This is a genomic window from Achromobacter mucicolens (assembly GCF_029866465.1).
GTDB classification, from domain to species: Bacteria; Pseudomonadota; Gammaproteobacteria; order Burkholderiales; family Burkholderiaceae_B; genus Achromobacter; species Achromobacter mucicolens.
Genome location: NZ_CP123364.1, coordinates 1,954,462 through 1,973,145, shown reverse-complemented (window position 1 = coordinate 1,973,145; position 18,684 = coordinate 1,954,462). Strand labels below are relative to the sequence as shown.

Sequence of the window (18,684 nt, the reverse complement as noted above, 5' to 3'; positions counted from 1 at the left end):
ACCCGTGCCCAGGGGTTATGCCTCAAATAGTACCGCTGGTGCCCCATAATGCCCTGCAAACGGCTTAACTCCCCTGGTGGAGCCCGCCTCAACCACGGCATCCCGACCCATGAATCCTCCTGAAACGCGGCCCGGCAAGGGCGGCGGTCTTGCCACGCTTCGCACCCTCTTTCCCTACCTGTGGCCGCCCGGCAAGACCGGCCTGAAGCTGCGCGTGGTGGCGGCACTGCTGTGCCTGTTTGCCGCCAAGGCCGCGACCGTCTACGTGCCCCTGCTGTACAAGCAGGCGGTGGACGAGCTGGGCAAGGGCGCGCCCGGCACGGTGACCGTGCCGCTCGGGCTGATCCTGGCCTACGGCACCGCGCGCGTTCTGTCGCTGCTGTTCTCCGAACTGCGCGACGCGATCTTCGCGCGGGTCGGCCAGCATGCGATCCGTTCCGTCGGCCTGCAGATCTTCCGTCACCTGCACAGCCTGGCGCTGCGCTTTCACCTGGCGCGCCAGACCGGCGGGCTGAACCGCGCCATCGAACGCGGCACCAAGGGCATCCAGACGCTGCTGTCGTTCCTGCTGTTCAACATCCTGCCCACGTTCTTCGAAATCAGCCTCGTCTGCGTCGTGCTGTGGAAGATGTTCGACGGCTGGCTGGCGCTGGCCACGGGCGCCACGGTCGTCCTCTACATGGCCTACACCCTGGCTGTGACCGAATGGCGCACCAAGTTCCGGCGCCAGATGAACGAAACCGACTCCGAGGCCAACACCAAGGCCATCGAAAGCCTGCTGAACTACGAAACGGTCAAGTATTTCGGCAACGAAGAGCACGAGGCCCGGCGCTACGACGCGTCGCTCACCCGCTACGAACGCGCCGCCGTGCGCAGCCAGGTCAGCCTGTCGATCCTGAACGTGGGCCAGGCCGCCATCATCTCCGTGGGGCTGACGCTCGTGATGTGGATGGCGGCCAACGGCATCGCCGAGGGCCGCTACACGCTGGGCGACTTCGTGCTGGTCAACACCTATCTGTTGCAGCTCTACACGCCGCTTAGTTTCTTCGGCTTCATCTACCGCGAAATCAAGCAGGCGCTGATCGACATGGAGCGCATGTTCGAGCTGCTGGGCCAGGACCGCGAAGTGGCCGACCGCCCGGGCGCCACGCCGCTGCAGGTCTCGGGCGGCGCCGTCGAATTCCGCGACGTGCATTTCGGCTACGACCCGCGCCGCGCCATCCTGAAGGGCGTCAGCTTTTCCATTCCCGCCGGCAAAACAGTGGCCGTGGTCGGCACCTCGGGCGCCGGCAAGTCCACGATCGCGCGCCTGCTGTTCCGCTTCTATGACGCGGACAGCGGCGCCATCCTGATCGACGGCCAGGACGTGCGCGACGTCACGCAGGCCAGCGTGCGCGCCGCGATTGGCGTCGTGCCGCAGGACACCGTGCTGTTCAACGACACCATCCGCTACAACATCGGCTATGGGCGGCCCGGCGCCACGGAAGCGGAAATCGAGGCCGCCGCGCGCCTGGCGCACATCCACGACCTCATCCTGACCATGCCGGACGGCTACGACACCCTGGTGGGCGAGCGCGGCCTGAAGCTGTCAGGCGGTGAAAAGCAGCGCGTGGCAATCGCCCGCACCATCCTCAAGAATCCGGCCATCTTCCTGTTCGACGAGGCCACCAGCGCCCTGGACACGCATACGGAACGCGAGATCCAGGCGAACCTGCGCGAGGTCAGCCAGGGCCGCAGCACGCTGATCATCGCGCACCGCCTGTCCACGGTGGCGGACGCGGACGAGATCATCGTGCTGGCCGACGGCCGCATCGTCGAGCGCGGCCGTCATCCGCAACTGCTCGCCCAAGGCGGCATCTACGCCGGCATGTGGACCCGCCAGCAGGAGAGCGCACGGTCCGCGCCCGCAGATTGACAAGCCGCGCCCCCTGTCCGAACATCGCACCCTTTGATAGCCAGGCCTCCCATGCAGGATTCCCCCACCCTTCCCGAAGTGCTCGTCTGCGCCGCCGGCGACCTGGTCAACGGCGGCCTGGGCGTGAAGGTGCCCGTGACCGATGGCGCGGGCCGCACCACCGCCTTCTTCGTGCGCTACCAGGATCAGGTGCACGGCTACCTGAACCGCTGCGCCCACATCGGCGTCGAACTCGATTGGGAAGGCAGCTTCTTCACCCGCGCGGGCGACCTCATCATGTGCGCCCGCCACGGCGCCACCTACCAGCCCGACACGGGCGTTTGCGTGGGCGGGCCCTGCAAGAACGGACGCCTGACCACGCTGGCCGTCACCGAGCGCGACGGCAGCGTCTTCTGGCAGCCCGCCGGCAAGATCCAGCCGCTGGACGCAGCCGCCTGACCCCATCGGCCGGCGGCGCGCCGCGCGGGGCCTTACGCCCGGGCCGGCACCGCCGCCGCCGGTTCCTCGCGCTCGGCATAGCGCCGCGCCAGCACCGCGCAGACCATCAGCTGCATCTGGTGAAAGATCATCAGCGGCAACACCACCACGCCCATCTGCGACGTGCCAAACAGCACCGTCGCAAGCGGAATGCCCGACGCCAGCGACTTCTTCGATCCGCAAAAGACCAGCGTGATCTCGTTCTCCTTGGTCATCCCCAGCTTGCGGCTGCCCCACGTCGTGATCACCAGCACCGATCCCAGCAGCAAGGCGTTAACCAGCACCATCGAGGCCAGGTCGATGGCCGGAAACGCGTGCCAGATGCCTTGCGCGACGGCTTCGCTGAACGCGGTGTAGACGGCCAGCAGAATCGAGCTGCGGTCGACCTTGGACAGCGTGCGGCTGTTGCGCAGCGCCCACGCCCCGATCCACGGCCGCAGCAGGCTGCCCACCGCGAACGGCAGCAACAGCTGCAGCAGGATGCGGCCGGCGTCGGCCAGACCATGCCCGCCGCCCTGGCGATGCAGCAAAACGGCCACCAGCAGCGGCGTCAGCACGGTGCCCAACAGGTTGGAGGCCGTCGCCGCGCAGATCGCACCCGGCACGTTGCCCCGCGCCATCGACGTGAACGCAATCGAGGACTGCACGGTGGAAGACAGCGTGCAGACGAACAGCACGCCCAGCCACAGCGACGGCGTCAGCAGCCCGGGAAACAGGGCGCGCAGGCCCAGCCCCAAGGCGGGAAACAGCAGGAAGGTGCAGGCCAGGATCAGCCCGTGCAGGCGCACGTCCTTCACGCCGGACACGATGGCGTCCGTGGACAGCCGCGCTCCGTGCAGGAAGAACAGCAGCGAAATCGCCACGTTGCTGGCCACCATCATGAACGTCGCGCCCTTGCCCACCGCCGGGAAAAAGCTGGCGAACGCCACGGTGGCGATCAGGATGAGCGTGAATTGGTCGGGCAGAAAGCGGCGCATTGCAGGGACGTGTCGAAGAAAATGCGCCCACTATAGGCGCGCCCCTTGCCATCGTGAAGGCCACTGGGTACTTTAACTGTCATCGGCATTTCCTATGACCAGACCGCGCCCATGCTCAATCCCCTGTGGCTCAAGACCTTCGCGGCCGCCGCCGGCGCGCCAAGCTTCACCGAGGCCGCGCGCCGGCTGGGCCTGACCCAGCCCACCGTCAGCGAACACATCCGGCAACTCGAATCGGCCGTGAATCGCCGGCTGTTCCAGCGCGACACGCATTCGCTCGCCCTGACCAGCGATGGCCGCAGCCTGCTCGTGCATGCCGAAATCATCCTGGCCGCCCACGAAAAAGCCGAACGCCTGTTCGATGCGCCACGGCTGCGCGGCCGGATCCGGCTCGGCACCTCGGACGATCTGGCGATGGGTCCCCTACCCGACGTCCTGGCGGCGTTCCGGCTTGCGCATCCCGAAGTGGAGCTGGACCTGACCATCGGCGTCACCAGCGAGCTCTACAAGCTGCTGGACGACAACCGCCTGGATGTGATGATCGGCAAGCGCCGGCGTGGCGACCGCCGCGGCCAGACGCTGCACAAAGAGGCGCTGCTGTGGCGCGCCAAGGAAGGCTTGCGGATCGTGTCCGACGAACCGCTTCCGCTGATCCTGCTGCGCGAACCCAGCGTCACACGCACGCTGACGCTGGACGCGCTGGCGCGCGCCGGACGAAGCTGGCAAATCGTCTGCACCAGCACCAGCTACGCAGGCTGCCAGGCGGCCGCGCGCGCAGGATTGGGCATCACCGTCCAACCCTCGCACCTGTCCACCGCCGGCCTGTCGGCGCCCGCGGGCGCGGCCAACCTGCCCGCGTTGCCGCCGGTGGAATTCATCGTGATCTCGGCCCCGGCGCCGGGCAAACCCACCCGCGCGCTGATCGACATCCTCATGCGCAGCACCCTGACCTGACCCGCCTGACGGCAGCCTACTCGGGCAACGGGTCCGGCACGCCGTCCGCATCCACGGACTTCACCCGGTCCAGCGCATTGCGCGCCGCCGACATGGCCTCGATCGTGCTGCGAAAGCGCCGCGAAAGGAATATCTCGAAGGCCTGGCTTTCCGGCTCGGGCGCAGCCGCTTCGGCGTCGGGCTCGGCGTCATCGGCAGGCGCAGGCGCTTCGGCGGCCTTCACGGGCAGGCGCCGCGTCTCCAGAAACGCGCGCGCGGGGATGCGCCCCTCGGGCTGGGTCGCATAGGCGACCACTGAAAATCCATCGATGATCTTCTCGGACATTGCGGTTTCCTTGGGCGCGATCGATCGGGCGCGCCGACACGTTCACAACGGCTTGCCCCAAGAAAACTTAAGCCGGGACCGGCGCGGGATTCCGCCCTGCGCGCCGGTTATTCAAACGACTCTATTTTGTCGACGTGACCGCTTGCGCGCGCACGCGCACATAGGCCGCCACCTGTTCCAGCACATGCGACAGATCCGCGCGCAACGCGTCAAAACCCGCGTTGCGTTCCCGCGTGGCTTCGTCCATGTAGAGCGGACGGCGGATCTCAACCTGCAGACTGTGCCGGTTCAGCGCGGGCTGGCCAATCTGCGCGATGAGCTGCACGCCCTTGTACGGGTCGTTGCGCGCCACCGTGTAGCCCTTGTCGCGCAGCGCCGTCTCGATCAGCGCAATGAACTCCGGCTCGCACGTCGTGCCGTCGCGGTCGCCCAGCACAAAGTCGGCAAGCGGATGTTCGCTCTGGCGTCCCAGCCGCTCATAGGCGTCGTTCGGCATCGAATGCAGATTCAGGTGCCATACCGCGCCGAAGCGCTCGTGGACGTGCCGGATCGCCGTGGTCAAGGCCGCGTGATACGGCTCGTAGTACGCCTGGATGCGATGCCGCACCTGCGCCAGCGTCAGCTTGCGGTCGTAGATCGGCGTGGCCTTGTCCATCCGGCGCCAGATCAGACCCTTGCCCAGGCGCGTCTTTTCGCCGGGGTCCAGCGGCTCGGGCCAGGGCTCGGCCAGCAGCTCCGGATCCAGATCCTGCAAGGTGCGGTTCGGGTCGATATAGACGCGCGGAAAATTGGCCGCGACCAGCGTGGCGCCCAGCGCGGGCGCCGCCGACCACAACGCGTCCACGTGCGTGTCCTCGCCCTGGCGCAATTGCGCCAGCGTGGCCGAGGCGCCGAAGTCATCGGGATAGCGCTCGCCGCTATGCGGCGAATCACAGACCAGCGGCAACGCGGGCCCGGTGGGTTCATGCACGGAAACAGCGGGGAAGTCGGCGGTCGTCATCGTTCAATCAGCCTGGATGTTGGCGGTCTTCGCCACTTTTGCGTAGCGGGCCAGGGCCTGGTCGATCTGCACCTGGAATTCTTGCGGCGTCGTGGGCATCAGCGTACCACCCACGTCTTCGGCCTTCTTGCGGAATTCCGGATCTTCCATCGCAGCGCGGACGGCCTTGTTCAGACGCTCCACCACGGTCTGCGGCGTGCCGGCCGGCGCGACCAGGCCGAACCAGCCGCCGGTGCCCATGTCGGGATAGCCCAGCTCGATGTAGGTGGGCACGTCGGGCAGCAGCGGCGAGCGCTCGGCGCCCAGCACCGCCAGCGGACGCAGCTTGCCGCCCAGCACCTGCGGCAGCGTCGACGACAGGTTGTCCGTGATCGCGTCCACCTGCCCGCCCATCACGTCGTTCAACGCCGGCCCCGCGCCACGGTACGGCACGTGCAGCAGCTTGATGCCGGACAGCATCATGAAATTCTCGATGTTCACGTGCCCCAGCGATCCCACGCCCGGCGACGCGAAGCTGTAGCGTTCGGGCGCGCCCTTGGCCAGCGCGACGAACTCGGCCATGTTCTTGGCCGGGACATTGGGGTTGATCGCGAAGATGCTGGGCACGGCCAGCACGTTGGCCACCGGCACGAAATCCTTGACCGGGTCGTAGTTCATCTTGCGGAACACCGCGGGATTCGACCCGTGCGTGCTCATGGTCGCCATCCCGATCGTGTAGCCGTCCGGCGTGGACCGCGCCACCTGTTCCATGCCCAGCGATCCGCCGGCGCCCGCCTTGTTCTCGACGACGATGGTCTGCTTCAGGTCGCGGCCCGCGTACTCGGCCACAAGGCGCGCCACGATGTCGGTCGACCCGCCCGCGGCAAACGGCACCACCAGCTTGATCGGACGCGCGGGATAGTCGGCGGCATGCGACATGCCGGCAAAGGACAACGTGGCAAACATGCCGGCGAGCGCAAAGCGCGCGGACCGGCCAAAAAGACGGCGGGACATGAGGCGACTCCTGGGTTGTCGTGCTGAAGGCCGCCAGTGTCCAAACTTTACGATCCCCTTTCAAACGACTATATTGCACTCCTTCATTACCTAAGGTCATGCTAGATGCGCCTGCATTCGCCCTCGATGTCCGAGCTGCATGCCTTCGTGACCGCGGCCCGGCTGGGCAGCTTCACCCAGGCAGCAGAGGTGCTGTGCGTGACCCAGGGCGCCATCAGCCGCGCCATCTCGCGCCTGGAGGCGCACTTCGGCCAGCCGCTCATGCACCGCAATGCCCACGGCCTCACGCTGACCGAGACCGGCCGCAAGCTGTACGACGGCGCACAGGCGCCTTTGCATGCGATCGAAGCGCTCAGCACGGAATTGCGCGCTGACGACCGCCGGCTGCGCCTGACCCTATCCTCGGTGCCCACGCTGGCCAGCGCGTGGCTCGTGCCGCGTCTGCCGGACTTCCACCAGCGCCACCCGGACATACAGCTCGGCTTCTCGGCCTACCGCCGCAACGAAGACTTCTCGGGCGCCACGCCGGATGCGAGCATTCTGTCGGGCACGCCCGACCAGTGGCCGGGCTGGCACGCGGACTACGTCATCGGCCGCGAAATGGTCGTGATCTGCCACCCGGGGCGGCTGGCGGCACGCCAGGCCAAGGACCTGTGGAGCACGCCGCAGGGCTTGTTGGGCGAGCCCCTGCTGTATCACACCAACGGCCGGGAAAACTGGGCCCAATGGTTCGCCGCGGCCGGCGTGCCTCGCGCCAGCGTCACGTTGTCGAACGGGTTCGATCAGGTATCGATCCTGATCCGTGCGGTCATGGCCGACATGGGCATCGCTGTGTTGCAACGCTGCCTGGTCCGAGACGAACTGCAGGCTGGCCGCGTCGCCGCCCCCTTCCCGGAACTGGCCATCCGTATCGACCGCGGCTACCACCTCTGCGCACCCGCCCAGCGGCGCGACCACTACGCCCTGGCGTGTTTCCGCCAATGGCTGCTGGAAACCGCCAGCCTGGATCCTGACGTCATGGCGGCCGGCGCTCCCGCCTGAGCTTCAACCGCAATCGTGCGGGAATGGCCGCTAATGCAACCAAAAGCAACGGGCCCCATAAAGGGGCCCGTGTCGTACGAGTTGCCGGCGGATCCGGTCAGGGCGCGAGCTTGAAGCCCAGGTCCACGCCCCACTTGTCGGTCTCGCGCAGCCATTTCGCGCCGCAATTCAGGCAGCGGAAGTGGTCTTCGCGGCTTTCCTCCCGGCCCTTCTGCGTTGGGTTGGTAAATCCTTGATGTCCCAGGTGCGAATGCGGCGCAACACCGGCAAGGCCTGGATTAATGCGTTGGCAAGCCAAACACATAACGCTCATTGATGCTTCCCCACAAACAGTGTTAGCAAATTGTAAGGGATTTCACCAATGTCTTTCTATTAATTCGCCCTCAACTTGGGAATAAAAATTGTTAACGTGATTAGGATACAACGTTTTGTAACGCGGCCAGGCAGGTCGCCAAGTGATATGGCGAGGTCGACGGCATGTCGGCCCGCGTCACGTTGCCCTTCGCATCCAGGCATTCATGCCAGCCGCCCGGATGCAGAAACCGCTCGCGAAAGCTTGTCAGAGCCGTTTGCAGTGCCGGCAGATCGCCCATCACGGCCAAGACCCTCAGGTATTCCGTCTGCGCCCAGATCCGGCGCGTATCGTCCGCCACGGCTCCCGATTCATCCAGCGACGCGATCACCCCCGCGGCATCCACGCCATGGGCGCGCGACCATTGCACGGCGCGCGGCAATGTTTCGGCGAGATCCAGGCCTTCGAACACCTGCGCCGATTCGTGCACGAGGGACAGCCATTCGAACTGATGACCCGGCTCCAGCCGGTTGCCTGCGCTACCCTGCAACGCCTCGGATACGCATTGCGTGGGCGCGTGGACGAAGAACTGGCTGACGCCTTGCGCAAGCTCGCGCAGGTGCTGCGCAAACCCAGCCGGTTCGGCAACCTGCGCCGCCGCCAGATAGGCTTCGGTCAGGTGCATCATGGGGTTTTGCGCCGGCGGCTTCAAAGGTTGGGAAAAGTCCGCGCTCAGCGCCGCGTGGTACAGCGAATCCGTGGTCTTGAAACGCGCCTCGATCGTGCGCGCCGTGGCCAGCATCAGCTTGCGCGCCTGTGCATTGCGGCTGCGCTGGAAATACGCCGACGCGGCCAATACGATGAACGCGTGCGTGTACAGGTCCTGGGTATCGTCCAGCGGCCGAGCCTGCGCGTCGACGCTATAGCGCCAACCGCCATGCTCGTCCTGAAAAACACGACGCAGGGATTCGAAGAGGCGATCAGCGTGCTGCGCGGCCGCCTCGCCAGGCGCCTGCGCAAAAACATAAAGCTGGCGCGCGCACGCCATGGCGCGATAACGCGTCACGGGCAGCGGTTCACCGCTGGCGGCGTCCAAGGATTCGTAAGGCAGTCCGAGCGCGTCGTTGAAGCCGCGGTCCAACCACATGGGCAACACGACAGAATCAAAATGCGCCCGCAGCGCGCGGATATCATCCGCAAGAAAGGAATTGGTCTGTGCGGCAGTCATCTTGGAACGGCGCAAACCCGACGAGGGCCCCAGGTTTTGGAGCAGCAACGATAACCGAAATCGTCGTCGCCATCTCGCAGGAATCCGCCACGTGCTCATGCACACACAGACCGGTCGTGCCGATCAGCTCCGTCCAGGGTGCAAGCCCTATCGGAAGATATTTTCCTCTACCCAGTTTTGCGCGAAGATTTCCGCGCGATCACGAGCTTCGTCCAACGAAGCGCAGTTGCCCAAGTGGGAAAACGCGGCATCCACTTCGGTGCCGCCCTCAGCCGTAACCGTCAGCAATACGCCATATCCGCCGGTGTCCATGGCCGCTGTGGAAACGTCGATCAGTACTTCCTGGTCACGATGCTGCATGTGCTACCTCCCAGTCGGTTACCTAAACGCGCGAACCACGCGTGACGTGCAACAGGACAAAATTTCCCGCGCAAGACAATAGACCTTCAAACGTCACGCAAAGTTCATCTTACTGGCGAGACGCTGGGCCGGATACGACGGAAAGATGTCAATTCGCACATTCCGTCTCAGGATATGCCGGACGGCACAGCGGCGGCGGCGAGGCGCACGAAATACTGCGAAAAGATTCGCAACCATGCGGTAATTTCGTTGCCGCCTTAGGCACGCGAACGCTGACATGGTGCGTAAGCCGGCGGTTGCCGCAAATGTGCGACGACCGCAAATGGCCTAACGCAAATGGATGGCGCCCGGCTCTTCCATGCGTAGCGAGAGCCTGCCCTTGTCGGTGATGACCCAGCGGCCGTCTTCGCCGGCCTGAATGCAGCGCAATGTCTCAAGCGCTTGCGCGACGTTTGCGGGCACGTCGGTCTGGACTGCGCCGGGCTCGTTGTTGTCGGCCACGACGCGCAGCCAATGTCCCAGTTCGCCCTTTTCGAAACGATGCAATGCCATGCGTGGTTCTCTCGTGAATTTGTCTACGATAGCATGGCCGTCAAGCCCGTCCGGCACGTGTCAGCCAATGGTCAGCCAAGCAGACGCGGCACCGACGACGCCAGCAACGCAACGCCCGAAACCGTCAAAAGGCCCAGTACGACGCGGCGGAACGCCACGTCGCTGATGCCGACATACACGCGCGTGCCCAAGAGTGTCGGCACCAGCATTGCCGGCACGATCAGCGCAAAGAGGGGCAGCATGTCGCGTGTGACCACGCCGGTCAGCACATAACTGGCCATCGTCACCATCAGCATCGACAAGTTGAAGTTCTGGATCACCGCGCGCTGCACGTCGCGGTCAAAGCCGCGCAAGGTGCACCACAACGTCGGAATCACCCCGGTGAACCCGCCCAGCCCGCCCATGACCCCGCCAATCGCGCCCGCGACGCCATCGGCAACCTTGCCGCCTACCGTGATGCGCGGGATGCGCGCCGCAAACAGCATGATCGGGCACCAGATCGCGAGCAGCCCGCCGATGAAGGCCTTGAACACCGTCGGATCCAGATGCGGCAGCACTTTCACGCCTAGCGGAATGCCCAGCAATCCGCCGGCGATGAATGGCAGCAGATGCGCGGCGGCAAAGCCCCGGCGCACGGTAAAAGCCGCCAGCAACTGTCCGGTCAACGCGCCAAACACCGCCATCGCCGCAGCCAGCCGCGGGTCCACGGTCCAGGCCCAGAACGACATGGCAACCATGCCGAAACCAAACCCGGACAAGCCTTGCACGAAGCCCGCGGCCATGGCGCCCACCACGACCACTACATATAACGAGTCCATATCCGCTGCGCGTTCCGCATGACGTGCCGGCACCATTTCCGGCGCACGCCATTCTAGAGCCTTCTATGAAGGTCGCAGCGCCAACGGCCGCAGGCGCGCGGCCAGCGCCGAGGCCGCCACGCTGGCCGCGATCAGCGCAAGCCCAAGCGCCAGGTCCGGCGAGATGCGTTCGTGGAACACGACGGACGACACGATCAGCCCGATCACCGGCACGCACAGCATCGCAATGGACGTCGCGGCCGGCGGCAGCTTCTGCGTCATGCTCAGCACGACAATGAACGTCAGCGCAGTGGCAAGCGGTCCGGTGTAGAGGATCAGCGGCCAGGCTTGCGCATCGACCAGAAAGGTCGGCGCGCCGTCACGCATCCAGGCCAACGCGGCCAGCGGTATCGTGGCCAATGCGGTCTGCCAGGGAATCATGTCGGCGCCCAGGCGAACGTGGCGATTGGCGCGCAGCTGGATGATGTTGCAGGCCCATGCGAACGATGCGCCAAGCAGCATCACCAGACCGATGACGGTGTGCGCCTGCCACGGGCTGAACGCGGGCGCCACGATGACGCCGATGCCCGCGTAGCTCAGCGCCGTCGCCAGCCATTGGCCCATCGACAGGCGCTCTTTCAGGATCAGCGACGACAGCGGGATCACCCAGATGGACGTCGCATAGGCAATGACCGACGCGCGTCCAGGCGCCACATACTGCAACGCCCACAGCGCGAGGGCGGTGAAGGCGCCCATCTGCAGCAAGGCCACACCCGCGACCAGCGGCCATTCCTGGCGTGTCGGCAAACGCAGGCGACCCAGCAGGGCCAGCACCAGCACGCTGATGAGCGCGGCGGATCCGAACCGGCTGGCAGCCAGCCACAACGGGCTCATGTGGGCCAACCCCAGTTTCATCACGGGCCAGTTTCCTCCCCAGATGGCGACCGCACCCGCAAGCGGGAGAAACCTGCGAAGACTGCCTTGCTGACTCATCACTACCCTGCTCTGCCGCTGAATATTCTGCATTCCGGCCAAATGGCCGAAGAACGGAACAGTCTATAGGGTAAACCCCAGCATTTTTGACCGCTTTATGCGTCGTTTACCGGCATACTCGGCACACCTGCACCGTAAAACCGCCGTCTTGAGGTGACTTATGCCGGAAATCAACCTGGATGCCACCGACATTCGCATCCTGAACGAATTGCAGCGCGACGCCAGGCTTACCAATGTGGAACTTGCCGCCCGCGTGAATCTGTCCGCCTCGCCCTGCCTGGCGAGAGTGCGCCGCCTGGAAACCGAAGGACTCATCGACCGCCGCGTCACGCTCTTGAACGCGCGCAAGCTGGGCCTGAAGGTGAACGTCTTCATTCAGATCTCGCTCGACAAGCAACGCAAGGCCGCGCTGGATGTGTTCGAACGCGAGATCGCGGTGCTGCCCGAAATCATGGAGTGCTACCTGATGTCGGGCGACGCCGACTACCTGATCCGCGCGCTCGTGCCCGACGTCGATGCGCTGGAACGGCTGATCGTCGAACACATCACGCGGATTCCCGGGGTGGCAAGCATCCGGTCCAGCTTTGCGTTGAAGCAGGTGCTCTACACCACCGCCGTGCCGCTGGCCTGACGCCGCATCTGGTATCCATCGATCGCTTGCGGGATTGCGGCGGCAAGCCCACAATCAAATTGCATGGCGCCGTTTCGTTCATTCCGGCGCCAGCATCCCTCCCATCGCTTAGCAAGGAGCACACCATGCCCGAAACCGACTGGTTCCCCGGCAACACGCTACCCGATCGTCAGGGTTACTTCGAAGTGGAGTTCGCCTCCGGCGAAACTGAAATCACGCGCTACGGCATGCTGGGCTGGGAGCCCGAAGAAGAGCGCGGCCACATCCTTCGCTGGCGCGGTCTGGACCCCGCCATCGAGCAAGCCGAAATCGATCGCGAAACCGCCGTCCTCAAAAACAGCGATGACGTGATCGGCTGACCGGCCGGCAAAGGCCGCGGAGCAGGTCCGCCTTGCTCCGCAGCAAAACAAAACGCCGCGGCTTGATGCCGCGGCGTTTTGACTGGGGGGCTCGCGCGATCAGCGATCCAGCTTCGAGATCTTGGTGCCCGCGAGCGACACGCCAGCCATCAGACCGCCATTGTTCATGACGAAGCCCACGACCGGCTGCTGGGCCGTGTTGGTGTCGATGCGGCCATTGGCGCCGATATTGACCACCGCCACCGTGGCGTCCGCGCCGACGGTCCAGCCGCTGCTGTTGCGGAACTTGTTCAAGGCGTCATCCGTCATGAAGAGCAGGATCATCGCCTTCGATTGCGCGCCGGCCTGGAAGCCGATCGAGCCCGCCGTCGTGCTGTAGTAGCCGGCATTTGCGCCGTTCACCCGCAGCACGCCCTTGCCATGCTCGGCGCCGACGATGAAGCTGCCGCTCAGCACGTCGGGGAACACCAGCACGCCCTTGGCGCGCGCAACCAGGTCCTTGGACTGGGGAGCGGCTTCATACAGCTTGGCGAGCGTGGCATTGGCCGCGCTGTTCATCGATTGCCGCTGCTCTGCCGTCGAAGCGGCCGGAGACTTGGAAGGCGTGGTCGTGGTACAGCCTGCAAACAGAACGCCGGCGGCGCCGATTGCAATCGCCATGCCGGTGCGGCGCAGAACGGGATAAGCGTCAAACATGGAACTCTCCTTTTGTTGTCATGCATGAACAACTGTACCGGGCATTCCACGTCCGACAAGACACATGAATGTGATAAACGAAACAAAACACTAGCGAGCGCTAGAGAATTCCGTATCGGGGTTCGCCAGTGAACTCGTCAACGGTCCGGATGCCCGAGAGCACCAGCTCGGCATGACGCCGCGCGGCGGCAGGATCGTTGAAGGTGACGAAACGGGGCAGCGACCACCGCTGGGCGGCGGCCTCGTTGCCCTGCCGGCGGACCATGATTTCGATAGCCAAAACCCCAGTTTCCAAGTCCACCACTTCACACTGCACTTGAAAACCGTTGATATGACGCTCTGGCCACCCGCTCATGCTGCACCTCTGAATTCCGACTAACGGGCCGCAATATGCACCAAACAAAAAGGCTTGGAAAGCAGAGTTTTTAAGGGGTAAAACAGTACTAATTCGCCTAGTGCGAAGGCATCTTGAAGTTGAAAAAATCAGCGCTAAAAACCCGCATTTTTGCCCTCATCGCCGAATTGGCGAACCGGCGCATAATGTCAGGCCACTGCGCTGCGCGTAATTGATTGCCCCTACCGGCTCACATTCAAACCTGCCATCGACCCCATGAACAAACCCGTCTTCGAACCTGATACCGCTCCGCTGGAAGTCTTGCCGCGAGACCTGTCCGCCTATCGCGAGGGCAACACCGGCATCCCCTACGTTCATCGCTTCGACTCCGGCAAGCCCGGACCGCACGTGCTCATCAACGCCATCACGCACGGCAACGAGATCTGTGGCATGGTGGCCGCCACCCATCTGTTGGACACCGGCGTGCGCCCGAAGATCGGCACCTTGACGGTCAGCTTTGCGCACGTCGAGGCCTACGAGGCTTTCGACATCGACAGACCTTACGACAACCGCCAGCTCGTGCACAACCTGAACCGCATCTGGTCGGCCGCCATGCTGGACGGCGCGGAAGACAGCCCGGAACTGCGCCGCGCCCGCGAGATGCGCCCTGTCCTGGACGCCGCCGACTTCGTGCTGGACATCCATTCCACGCGCGCGCCCGTGCAACCCTTCTGGGTCTACAACGAGATGGACCGCAACACCGCGCTGGCCGCTGCAGTCGGCTCGCCGCAAGTGCACCTGGTCATGCCGCAAGACAAGTTTCCGGGCACTGGGGTCATGGGCTACGGCCATCATGGCGATCCGCTGTCCGACAGCGGCGGTGCGCTCGTTGTCGAATGCGGACAGCATTTTTCGCGTTCCGCGGCCGAACTCGCCACCGACGTGACCTTGCGCTTTCTCGCGCATCTGGGCCTCATCGACACGCCGGCCGGCACCCCGGCCCCGCCCACCCCGCAGCGCTATCGCCTGCTGGAGGTCCACATGGTGAAGTCCGAGGACTTCACCTTCACGCGTCCGGTGATTGGCTTTGAGACCTTCGACAAGGGCGAACTGATTGCCATGAATGGCACGGAAGAAATCCGCTCCCCGTGCGATGCTTGCACGATCTTCATGCCCACGCGCATGCCCATCGTGGGCCGCGAAGCCGTGTATCTGACGCAGGCGATCTGACGCCTGACATCGCGTGACCAAGCGACGCGGGCGCCGCCCGCATGCGCCCGGCTCGCCGCGCATGCCGGGCATCAAGCGCCTTGCGCCTGATGCCCGCCGAATCCTCAAAGATCCGGAATCAGGCGCTTGCCCATGCTGATCACCGCGTCTTCCTGAAAGCCCAGGCTGTCGTAGAAGCGCTTCACCGCGACGTTCTCGGAACGGATCAGCAGATTGATCTTCGGGCAACCCATCTCAAGCAGCTTGCGCTCGACCGCCCGCATCAGCGCCGAGGCGAAGTGGCGCCGCCTGTGCAGGGGCGAAACGGCCAGATAATTGATCCAGCCACGATGGCCGTCGTAGCCGCCCATCACCGTCGCGACAATGGCGCCATCCAATTCACCCACCAGAAAGAGATCGGACTGCACCGTCAACTTGCGCGCGATGTCCTTGCGCGGATCGTTCCACGGCCGTGTCAGCCCGCAGGCTTGCCACAACGCGATCAGCGCGGTTTCGTCGGATGCCTGAAACGGCCGGATGGCGAGGTCTTGCTGAGACATGCTTCATTCCTTGTGATGAAAGAACGAAGGCCTTGCGATACGCCCCGGATGCAAAACGCAATCAAACAAAAAGGCCACGAGGGGTATCGTGGCCTTCTGGGATAAGCGCCTCATAACCGGCGCCCGAACACGGCTAGCCACTCAACGGAGACGTCGAGTGATTCGTCGGAAATCTGCGCGCGATGCGGCAGCGAGGTGCGGTGCGTTCATGCGCTGCAGCTTACACGAGGCGCCCTGCCGCCCGCAAACCCCACGCTGCCTTGTCAATCGCTTGCGGGCGCGGGCAGTGTGCCTTCCATCACCACCACCGCCTGTCCGGCCACGTTAGCCCACACGCCATCGTCCCGCGGCTCCGCATGCGCCAGCAACAGGCTTGCACGTCCCATGTCCACGCCCTGCCCCACGCGCAGCCGCAGGGCACCCTTGCCCGCAAGCGAGGCGCGCAGCGCCGTCACGGCCGCCGTCGCACTGCCCGTGGCGGGGTCTTCGGTCATGCGGCTCGTCAGCATCCGCGCCTGGATATCGGTGGGCGCATCCATCGCCTCGCTTGCCGTGTCGGTGGTGTAGACATAGATGGACTTCGCGCCCAGTTGCGGCATCAAGGCCGCGTATCCCGCCGCATCGGGCGACGCGCGGCGCAGCGCGTCGCGGCTGGCAACCTGCACCACCAAGAACGGCAAGCCCACCGACGCCACCATCGGCGCGTGCGTTGACACCATGATGTCCGCGCAATCCAGACGCAGCGCCCTGGCCACCGCGTCCAACGGCGCCTCGCTGCCGCGCGACAGCGGCTGCGGCGCGCGCAGCTGCGCACCCTGCAGGCCGTGCTCCCCGTATGTCAACGCAATGCGCACCAGGCCAGCTTCTTCCTCGAACACGAACGCCTGCGGCGCCGGCAACCCGGCCGCGATCTGCTCGCGCGCCAGCACGACCGCAGTGCCCACATTCGGATGGCCAGCAAACGGCACCTCGCGATCCGGCGTGAAGATGCGCACGTGCGCGGTATGGGCACGGTCTTGCGGCGGCATCACGAAGCTGGTTTCCGAATAGTTGAATTCGCGTGCGATCCGCTGCATCTGGCGCGCGTCCAGACCCTGCGCGTCCAGCACGACAGCCAGCGGATTGCCGAGGTAAGCATGGCCGGTGAACACATCGGCCGTCACGTAGCGGTAGCGCATCCAAACATCCTCAAGATCCACCCGACACGGGCGGCAAGCCCAGATTGTGCGTGCCGCGGCGCGAACGTGAAAAGGCACAGAGCCGCGAAATTGCACGCATAACAGACGCCTTTCGACGCCAAGGAAGACGTGGCCGGCATGACGGCCGCACCGCCCCGCTTGGTGCGCCATCACTATTGAAAATCACAGGTCGCTGCGGAATACTTTGCGTCCAGACCAACTACTTTTGGAGGAGGTTGCAATGCAACGCGAAGACATCCAAAAGCTGGGCGCACAAGCAGCCCGAGACGGTTTGACCTTGTGGGATTGCCCGTTCTATCGCGCCGCCGCCATGCCGGGCCATACCGGCGAATCGATCTCCGAGTGGAGCGACAAGGTCGAAGCCTGGGAAGCCGGATGGATGGAGGCCACGGGCGGCGGCCAAGCGCCCCCTGGCGGCCGTTTCCGCTATGTGCCACGCGCGATGGCGCGGCTGTGCAATTGACTCGTGGACATGCGCCCCGCCTCCGGGGCGCTTTGCATTTGGCATGGCAAGCAAATGTCGCGGTGCAGATACGAAACCGGGATAAGTGAATCGGCCCCGTTTTTATCGACATATACTGTACATTCATACAGTATTTTTAGTTTCATCATGCGATGCACCGTCATCCGAACCCACATCCTGGGCCGGAAGCGCCACGACAACGATCCCGCCCCTGCAGTGACCGGGACGGTCCGCATGTATTCCATCATGCGCGAGGACATGCGCCGCTACATCAGCGTCATGACGCTGGACACCCTGGCCAAGTTCGGCGCGTCGCAGAAAGGCCCTATCCCCGATCTGCTCGAGCCCGAACTGCTCACCTTCGGATCCGATCGCGGCATGATGGTCTGCGGCTTCGAGGAAATCGACGGCAGGCGCTATTACCAGGGGTGGTGGATGCAGTGGGTGCATCTGTAGCCGCGCGGCAAAGCCGTGCGGACGATGATCCATCCCGCTATTTCTGCGCGTAACTTTTCTGGACAAGGATGGCGATCGCGCTCATCTTTTGGCTCAGGACCTTTCCCACGAGGAGGCGCGAATGGATGACCCCGTTCACAGAGCCGGCCAGGAAGCCGCCAGATATGGTGTGCCGCTATCTGCCTGCCCCCTCATGAAAGAAACCAACATGCCCAGCCATACCGGCGAATCGCTACCTGGTTGGCGCGCCAGATTGGCCTCGTGGCAGGCCGGCTGGCATCAGGAAAACGAAGCCCGCCTTGCCGAGCTTCGCCGCCGCCGGTTATTGCAACAATCGCTGGACTAAGCAAGTCTGGCCCGCTGGCGGGAACGGGGTTTGCTGGACCCTGATTGCCGCAGCGGCGTGATTGTCATTCGATCAAGCAGAGGGCGGCTCCGCACACTCCCTCCCTCTAGCCGCTGCGGCCCTTTCCGCCGCTTCAATTTCTCCGCGCTGTCCCCGGCAAGCGCGCTTGCTGCGCGAGCGCATCACAGTTCCCGGATGATCTTGTACCCGCAGCGCACGCATACATGGCCGTTGTAAAAGCGATCGCCCATCGATGACGTTGCGCCCACGACGTTACTCGAGTCACGAGACGGCCCTGCGACCAGTGCTTTCGCCGTCGGCGGCGCGGTGCCGACCGCCGCGGTATCGACCGCCGCGGTATCGACCGCCGCGGTATCAAACACCGGCCGGAAGTCGTGACTGAACAACCGCCCGGCCAGCCCTTTGCAGCGCATCGCTAACTCCTGAGCTGACGCGGCACAGCCAGCGCCTTCGCTAGAGCCCCGACTGCTTCAGTCTCAAGAACAATACCTTCGATTGACCGTTGG

Annotated in this window: 25 protein-coding genes; 10 read left to right on the top strand and 15 right to left on the bottom strand. The window is 64.6% G+C overall.

The features are described from left to right. The first annotated feature begins 109 nt into the window (after nucleotides 1-109). Nucleotides 110-1,915 carry an ABCB family ABC transporter ATP-binding protein/permease gene (locus tag QEP15_RS08950; protein WP_062841864.1) on the top strand — a complete coding sequence of 602 codons (1,806 nt, stop codon included), beginning with the start codon at nucleotides 110-112 and terminating at the stop codon, nucleotides 1,913-1,915. A gap of 51 nt (nucleotides 1,916-1,966) precedes the next feature. Continuing rightward, nucleotides 1,967-2,353 carry a Rieske (2Fe-2S) protein gene (locus QEP15_RS08945; RefSeq protein ID WP_175156695.1) on the top strand — a complete coding sequence of 129 codons (387 nt, stop codon included), beginning with the start codon at nucleotides 1,967-1,969 and terminating at the stop codon, nucleotides 2,351-2,353. A 32-nt stretch (nucleotides 2,354-2,385) separates the two neighbouring features. On the opposite strand, the gene QEP15_RS08940 is transcribed toward QEP15_RS08945, so the two are convergent. Further along, nucleotides 2,386-3,369: a bile acid:sodium symporter family protein gene (locus QEP15_RS08940; protein WP_280148674.1), complete on the bottom strand. Its 984-nt coding sequence runs from the start codon at nucleotides 3,367-3,369 to the stop codon at nucleotides 2,386-2,388. Nucleotides 3,370-3,480: 111 nt separating this feature from the next. Here QEP15_RS08940 and QEP15_RS08935 point away from each other — a divergent pair, with 111 nt between their 5' ends. Beyond that, nucleotides 3,481-4,323, top strand: a complete 843-nt coding sequence (locus tag QEP15_RS08935) for a LysR family transcriptional regulator (RefSeq protein ID WP_062841866.1) — start codon at nucleotides 3,481-3,483, stop codon at nucleotides 4,321-4,323. A gap of 16 nt (nucleotides 4,324-4,339) precedes the next feature. On the opposite strand, the gene QEP15_RS08930 is transcribed toward QEP15_RS08935, so the two are convergent. The 3 genes from QEP15_RS08930 to QEP15_RS08920 all read right to left on the bottom strand — a co-directional run bounded on the left by QEP15_RS08930 (nucleotide 4,340) and on the right by QEP15_RS08920 (nucleotide 6,641). After that, nucleotides 4,340-4,648 (bottom strand): hypothetical protein, encoded by a 309-nt coding sequence (locus QEP15_RS08930; protein WP_152383979.1) that lies wholly within the window; start codon nucleotides 4,646-4,648, stop codon nucleotides 4,340-4,342. 121 nt (nucleotides 4,649-4,769) lie between these two features. After that, nucleotides 4,770-5,648, bottom strand: coding sequence for an N-formylglutamate amidohydrolase (locus QEP15_RS08925; protein ID WP_280148673.1), 879 nt, complete (start codon nucleotides 5,646-5,648; stop codon nucleotides 4,770-4,772). A 3-nt stretch (nucleotides 5,649-5,651) separates the two neighbouring features. Further along, on the bottom strand, nucleotides 5,652-6,641 hold the full coding sequence (locus QEP15_RS08920) for a Bug family tripartite tricarboxylate transporter substrate binding protein (RefSeq protein WP_152383978.1): 990 nt from the start codon (nucleotides 6,639-6,641) through the stop codon (nucleotides 5,652-5,654). A 105-nt stretch (nucleotides 6,642-6,746) separates the two neighbouring features. On the opposite strand from QEP15_RS08920, the gene QEP15_RS08915 reads away from it, so the two are divergent. Beyond that, entirely contained in the window at nucleotides 6,747-7,682 is a 936-nt protein-coding gene (locus QEP15_RS08915; protein ID WP_152383977.1) for a LysR substrate-binding domain-containing protein, read from the top strand. Between the two features lie 97 nt (nucleotides 7,683-7,779). Here the strand turns inward: QEP15_RS08915 and QEP15_RS25960 are convergent, their stop codons facing one another. From QEP15_RS25960 to QEP15_RS08890, 6 genes are all read right to left on the bottom strand, one after another. Next, nucleotides 7,780-7,995, bottom strand: a complete 216-nt coding sequence (locus QEP15_RS25960) for a hypothetical protein (protein WP_006388022.1) — start codon at nucleotides 7,993-7,995, stop codon at nucleotides 7,780-7,782. Between the two features lie 100 nt (nucleotides 7,996-8,095). Next, on the bottom strand, nucleotides 8,096-9,202 hold the full coding sequence (locus QEP15_RS08910; RefSeq protein WP_280148672.1) for an AGE family epimerase/isomerase: 1,107 nt from the start codon (nucleotides 9,200-9,202) through the stop codon (nucleotides 8,096-8,098). A gap of 147 nt (nucleotides 9,203-9,349) precedes the next feature. Further along, entirely contained in the window at nucleotides 9,350-9,562 is a 213-nt protein-coding gene (locus QEP15_RS08905; RefSeq protein ID WP_006218759.1) for a hypothetical protein, read from the bottom strand. Between the two features lie 327 nt (nucleotides 9,563-9,889). Then, entirely contained in the window at nucleotides 9,890-10,114 is a 225-nt protein-coding gene (locus tag QEP15_RS08900; RefSeq protein WP_280148671.1) for a hypothetical protein, read from the bottom strand. A 71-nt stretch (nucleotides 10,115-10,185) separates the two neighbouring features. Then, nucleotides 10,186-10,932, bottom strand: coding sequence for a sulfite exporter TauE/SafE family protein (locus tag QEP15_RS08895; RefSeq protein ID WP_063954780.1), 747 nt, complete (start codon nucleotides 10,930-10,932; stop codon nucleotides 10,186-10,188). 63 nt (nucleotides 10,933-10,995) lie between these two features. After that, a complete protein-coding gene (locus tag QEP15_RS08890) occupies nucleotides 10,996-11,904 on the bottom strand; it encodes a DMT family transporter (RefSeq protein ID WP_217617828.1) in 909 nt (302 codons plus the stop codon). Nucleotides 11,905-12,064: 160 nt separating this feature from the next. Between QEP15_RS08890 and QEP15_RS08885 the strand changes: the two genes are divergently transcribed. Together QEP15_RS08885 and QEP15_RS08880 are read left to right on the top strand one after the other, a co-directional pair. Continuing rightward, nucleotides 12,065-12,535, top strand: coding sequence for an Lrp/AsnC family transcriptional regulator (locus QEP15_RS08885; RefSeq protein WP_006226939.1), 471 nt, complete (start codon nucleotides 12,065-12,067; stop codon nucleotides 12,533-12,535). Between the two features lie 125 nt (nucleotides 12,536-12,660). Next, entirely contained in the window at nucleotides 12,661-12,894 is a 234-nt protein-coding gene (locus QEP15_RS08880; protein WP_056315928.1) for a hypothetical protein, read from the top strand. Nucleotides 12,895-12,993: 99 nt separating this feature from the next. On the opposite strand, the gene QEP15_RS08875 is transcribed toward QEP15_RS08880, so the two are convergent. Both QEP15_RS08875 and QEP15_RS08870 read right to left on the bottom strand, forming a co-directional pair. After that, the gene (locus QEP15_RS08875) at nucleotides 12,994-13,590 is read right to left on the bottom strand and encodes a BPSL1445 family SYLF domain-containing lipoprotein (RefSeq protein WP_062841872.1); all 597 of its coding nucleotides are present in this window, start codon (nucleotides 13,588-13,590) and stop codon (nucleotides 12,994-12,996) included. Nucleotides 13,591-13,690: 100 nt separating this feature from the next. Further along, on the bottom strand, nucleotides 13,691-13,870 hold the full coding sequence (locus QEP15_RS08870; RefSeq protein ID WP_227741207.1) for a hypothetical protein: 180 nt from the start codon (nucleotides 13,868-13,870) through the stop codon (nucleotides 13,691-13,693). 330 nt (nucleotides 13,871-14,200) lie between these two features. Between QEP15_RS08870 and QEP15_RS08865 the strand changes: the two genes are divergently transcribed. Continuing rightward, the gene (locus tag QEP15_RS08865) at nucleotides 14,201-15,154 is read left to right on the top strand and encodes a M14 family metallopeptidase (RefSeq protein WP_056315919.1); all 954 of its coding nucleotides are present in this window, start codon (nucleotides 14,201-14,203) and stop codon (nucleotides 15,152-15,154) included. A 104-nt stretch (nucleotides 15,155-15,258) separates the two neighbouring features. On the opposite strand, the gene QEP15_RS08860 is transcribed toward QEP15_RS08865, so the two are convergent. After that, a complete protein-coding gene (locus QEP15_RS08860) occupies nucleotides 15,259-15,693 on the bottom strand; it encodes a GNAT family acetyltransferase (RefSeq protein WP_152383972.1) in 435 nt (144 codons plus the stop codon). 263 nt (nucleotides 15,694-15,956) lie between these two features. Then, nucleotides 15,957-16,871, bottom strand: a complete 915-nt coding sequence (locus QEP15_RS08855; RefSeq protein ID WP_056315915.1) for a PhzF family phenazine biosynthesis protein — start codon at nucleotides 16,869-16,871, stop codon at nucleotides 15,957-15,959. Nucleotides 16,872-17,112: 241 nt separating this feature from the next. Between QEP15_RS08855 and QEP15_RS08850 the strand changes: the two genes are divergently transcribed. The 3 genes from QEP15_RS08850 (at nucleotide 17,113) to QEP15_RS08840 (ending at nucleotide 18,157) form a co-directional block, all read left to right on the top strand. Next, nucleotides 17,113-17,355: a CrpP-related protein gene (locus QEP15_RS08850; protein WP_152383971.1), complete on the top strand. Its 243-nt coding sequence runs from the start codon at nucleotides 17,113-17,115 to the stop codon at nucleotides 17,353-17,355. Between the two features lie 147 nt (nucleotides 17,356-17,502). Beyond that, nucleotides 17,503-17,811 carry a hypothetical protein gene (locus QEP15_RS08845; RefSeq protein WP_227741206.1) on the top strand — a complete coding sequence of 103 codons (309 nt, stop codon included), beginning with the start codon at nucleotides 17,503-17,505 and terminating at the stop codon, nucleotides 17,809-17,811. Between the two features lie 121 nt (nucleotides 17,812-17,932). Continuing rightward, the gene (locus tag QEP15_RS08840; protein ID WP_142049585.1) at nucleotides 17,933-18,157 is read left to right on the top strand and encodes a CrpP-related protein; all 225 of its coding nucleotides are present in this window, start codon (nucleotides 17,933-17,935) and stop codon (nucleotides 18,155-18,157) included. 182 nt (nucleotides 18,158-18,339) lie between these two features. Here QEP15_RS08840 and QEP15_RS08835 read toward each other — a convergent pair whose 3' ends face one another. Next, nucleotides 18,340-18,591 carry a hypothetical protein gene (locus QEP15_RS08835; protein WP_280148670.1) on the bottom strand — a complete coding sequence of 84 codons (252 nt, stop codon included), beginning with the start codon at nucleotides 18,589-18,591 and terminating at the stop codon, nucleotides 18,340-18,342. Nucleotides 18,592-18,684: the final 93 nt, after the last annotated feature.

What these genes read in the sequence shown, in the direction of transcription:
- QEP15_RS08950 (WP_062841864.1), top strand. Translation starts at nt 110, where the DNA reads ATGAATCCTCCTGAAACGCGGCCCGGCAAGGGCGGCGGTCTTGCCACG.
- QEP15_RS08945 (WP_175156695.1), top strand. Translation starts at nt 1,967, where the DNA reads ATGCAGGATTCCCCCACCCTTCCCGAAGTGCTCGTCTGCGCCGCCGGC.
- QEP15_RS08940 (WP_280148674.1), bottom strand. Translation starts at nt 3,369, where the DNA reads ATGCGCCGCTTTCTGCCCGACCAATTCACGCTCATCCTGATCGCCACC.
- QEP15_RS08935 (WP_062841866.1), top strand. Translation starts at nt 3,481, where the DNA reads ATGCTCAATCCCCTGTGGCTCAAGACCTTCGCGGCCGCCGCCGGCGCG.
- QEP15_RS08930 (WP_152383979.1), bottom strand. Translation starts at nt 4,648, where the DNA reads ATGTCCGAGAAGATCATCGATGGATTTTCAGTGGTCGCCTATGCGACC.
- QEP15_RS08925 (WP_280148673.1), bottom strand. Translation starts at nt 5,648, where the DNA reads ATGACGACCGCCGACTTCCCCGCTGTTTCCGTGCATGAACCCACCGGG.
- QEP15_RS08920 (WP_152383978.1), bottom strand. Translation starts at nt 6,641, where the DNA reads ATGTCCCGCCGTCTTTTTGGCCGGTCCGCGCGCTTTGCGCTCGCCGGC.
- QEP15_RS08915 (WP_152383977.1), top strand. Translation starts at nt 6,747, where the DNA reads ATGCGCCTGCATTCGCCCTCGATGTCCGAGCTGCATGCCTTCGTGACC.
- QEP15_RS25960 (WP_006388022.1), bottom strand. Translation starts at nt 7,995, where the DNA reads ATGAGCGTTATGTGTTTGGCTTGCCAACGCATTAATCCAGGCCTTGCC.
- QEP15_RS08910 (WP_280148672.1), bottom strand. Translation starts at nt 9,202, where the DNA reads ATGACTGCCGCACAGACCAATTCCTTTCTTGCGGATGATATCCGCGCG.
- QEP15_RS08905 (WP_006218759.1), bottom strand. Translation starts at nt 9,562, where the DNA reads ATGCAGCATCGTGACCAGGAAGTACTGATCGACGTTTCCACAGCGGCC.
- QEP15_RS08900 (WP_280148671.1), bottom strand. Translation starts at nt 10,114, where the DNA reads ATGGCATTGCATCGTTTCGAAAAGGGCGAACTGGGACATTGGCTGCGC.
- QEP15_RS08895 (WP_063954780.1), bottom strand. Translation starts at nt 10,932, where the DNA reads ATGGACTCGTTATATGTAGTGGTCGTGGTGGGCGCCATGGCCGCGGGC.
- QEP15_RS08890 (WP_217617828.1), bottom strand. Translation starts at nt 11,904, where the DNA reads ATGAGTCAGCAAGGCAGTCTTCGCAGGTTTCTCCCGCTTGCGGGTGCG.
- QEP15_RS08885 (WP_006226939.1), top strand. Translation starts at nt 12,065, where the DNA reads ATGCCGGAAATCAACCTGGATGCCACCGACATTCGCATCCTGAACGAA.
- QEP15_RS08880 (WP_056315928.1), top strand. Translation starts at nt 12,661, where the DNA reads ATGCCCGAAACCGACTGGTTCCCCGGCAACACGCTACCCGATCGTCAG.
- QEP15_RS08875 (WP_062841872.1), bottom strand. Translation starts at nt 13,590, where the DNA reads ATGTTTGACGCTTATCCCGTTCTGCGCCGCACCGGCATGGCGATTGCA.
- QEP15_RS08865 (WP_056315919.1), top strand. Translation starts at nt 14,201, where the DNA reads ATGAACAAACCCGTCTTCGAACCTGATACCGCTCCGCTGGAAGTCTTG.
- QEP15_RS08860 (WP_152383972.1), bottom strand. Translation starts at nt 15,693, where the DNA reads ATGTCTCAGCAAGACCTCGCCATCCGGCCGTTTCAGGCATCCGACGAA.
- QEP15_RS08855 (WP_056315915.1), bottom strand. Translation starts at nt 16,871, where the DNA reads ATGCGCTACCGCTACGTGACGGCCGATGTGTTCACCGGCCATGCTTAC.
- QEP15_RS08850 (WP_152383971.1), top strand. Translation starts at nt 17,113, where the DNA reads ATGCAACGCGAAGACATCCAAAAGCTGGGCGCACAAGCAGCCCGAGAC.
- QEP15_RS08845 (WP_227741206.1), top strand. Translation starts at nt 17,503, where the DNA reads ATGCGATGCACCGTCATCCGAACCCACATCCTGGGCCGGAAGCGCCAC.
- QEP15_RS08840 (WP_142049585.1), top strand. Translation starts at nt 17,933, where the DNA reads ATGGATGACCCCGTTCACAGAGCCGGCCAGGAAGCCGCCAGATATGGT.
- QEP15_RS08835 (WP_280148670.1), bottom strand. Translation starts at nt 18,591, where the DNA reads ATGCGCTGCAAAGGGCTGGCCGGGCGGTTGTTCAGTCACGACTTCCGG.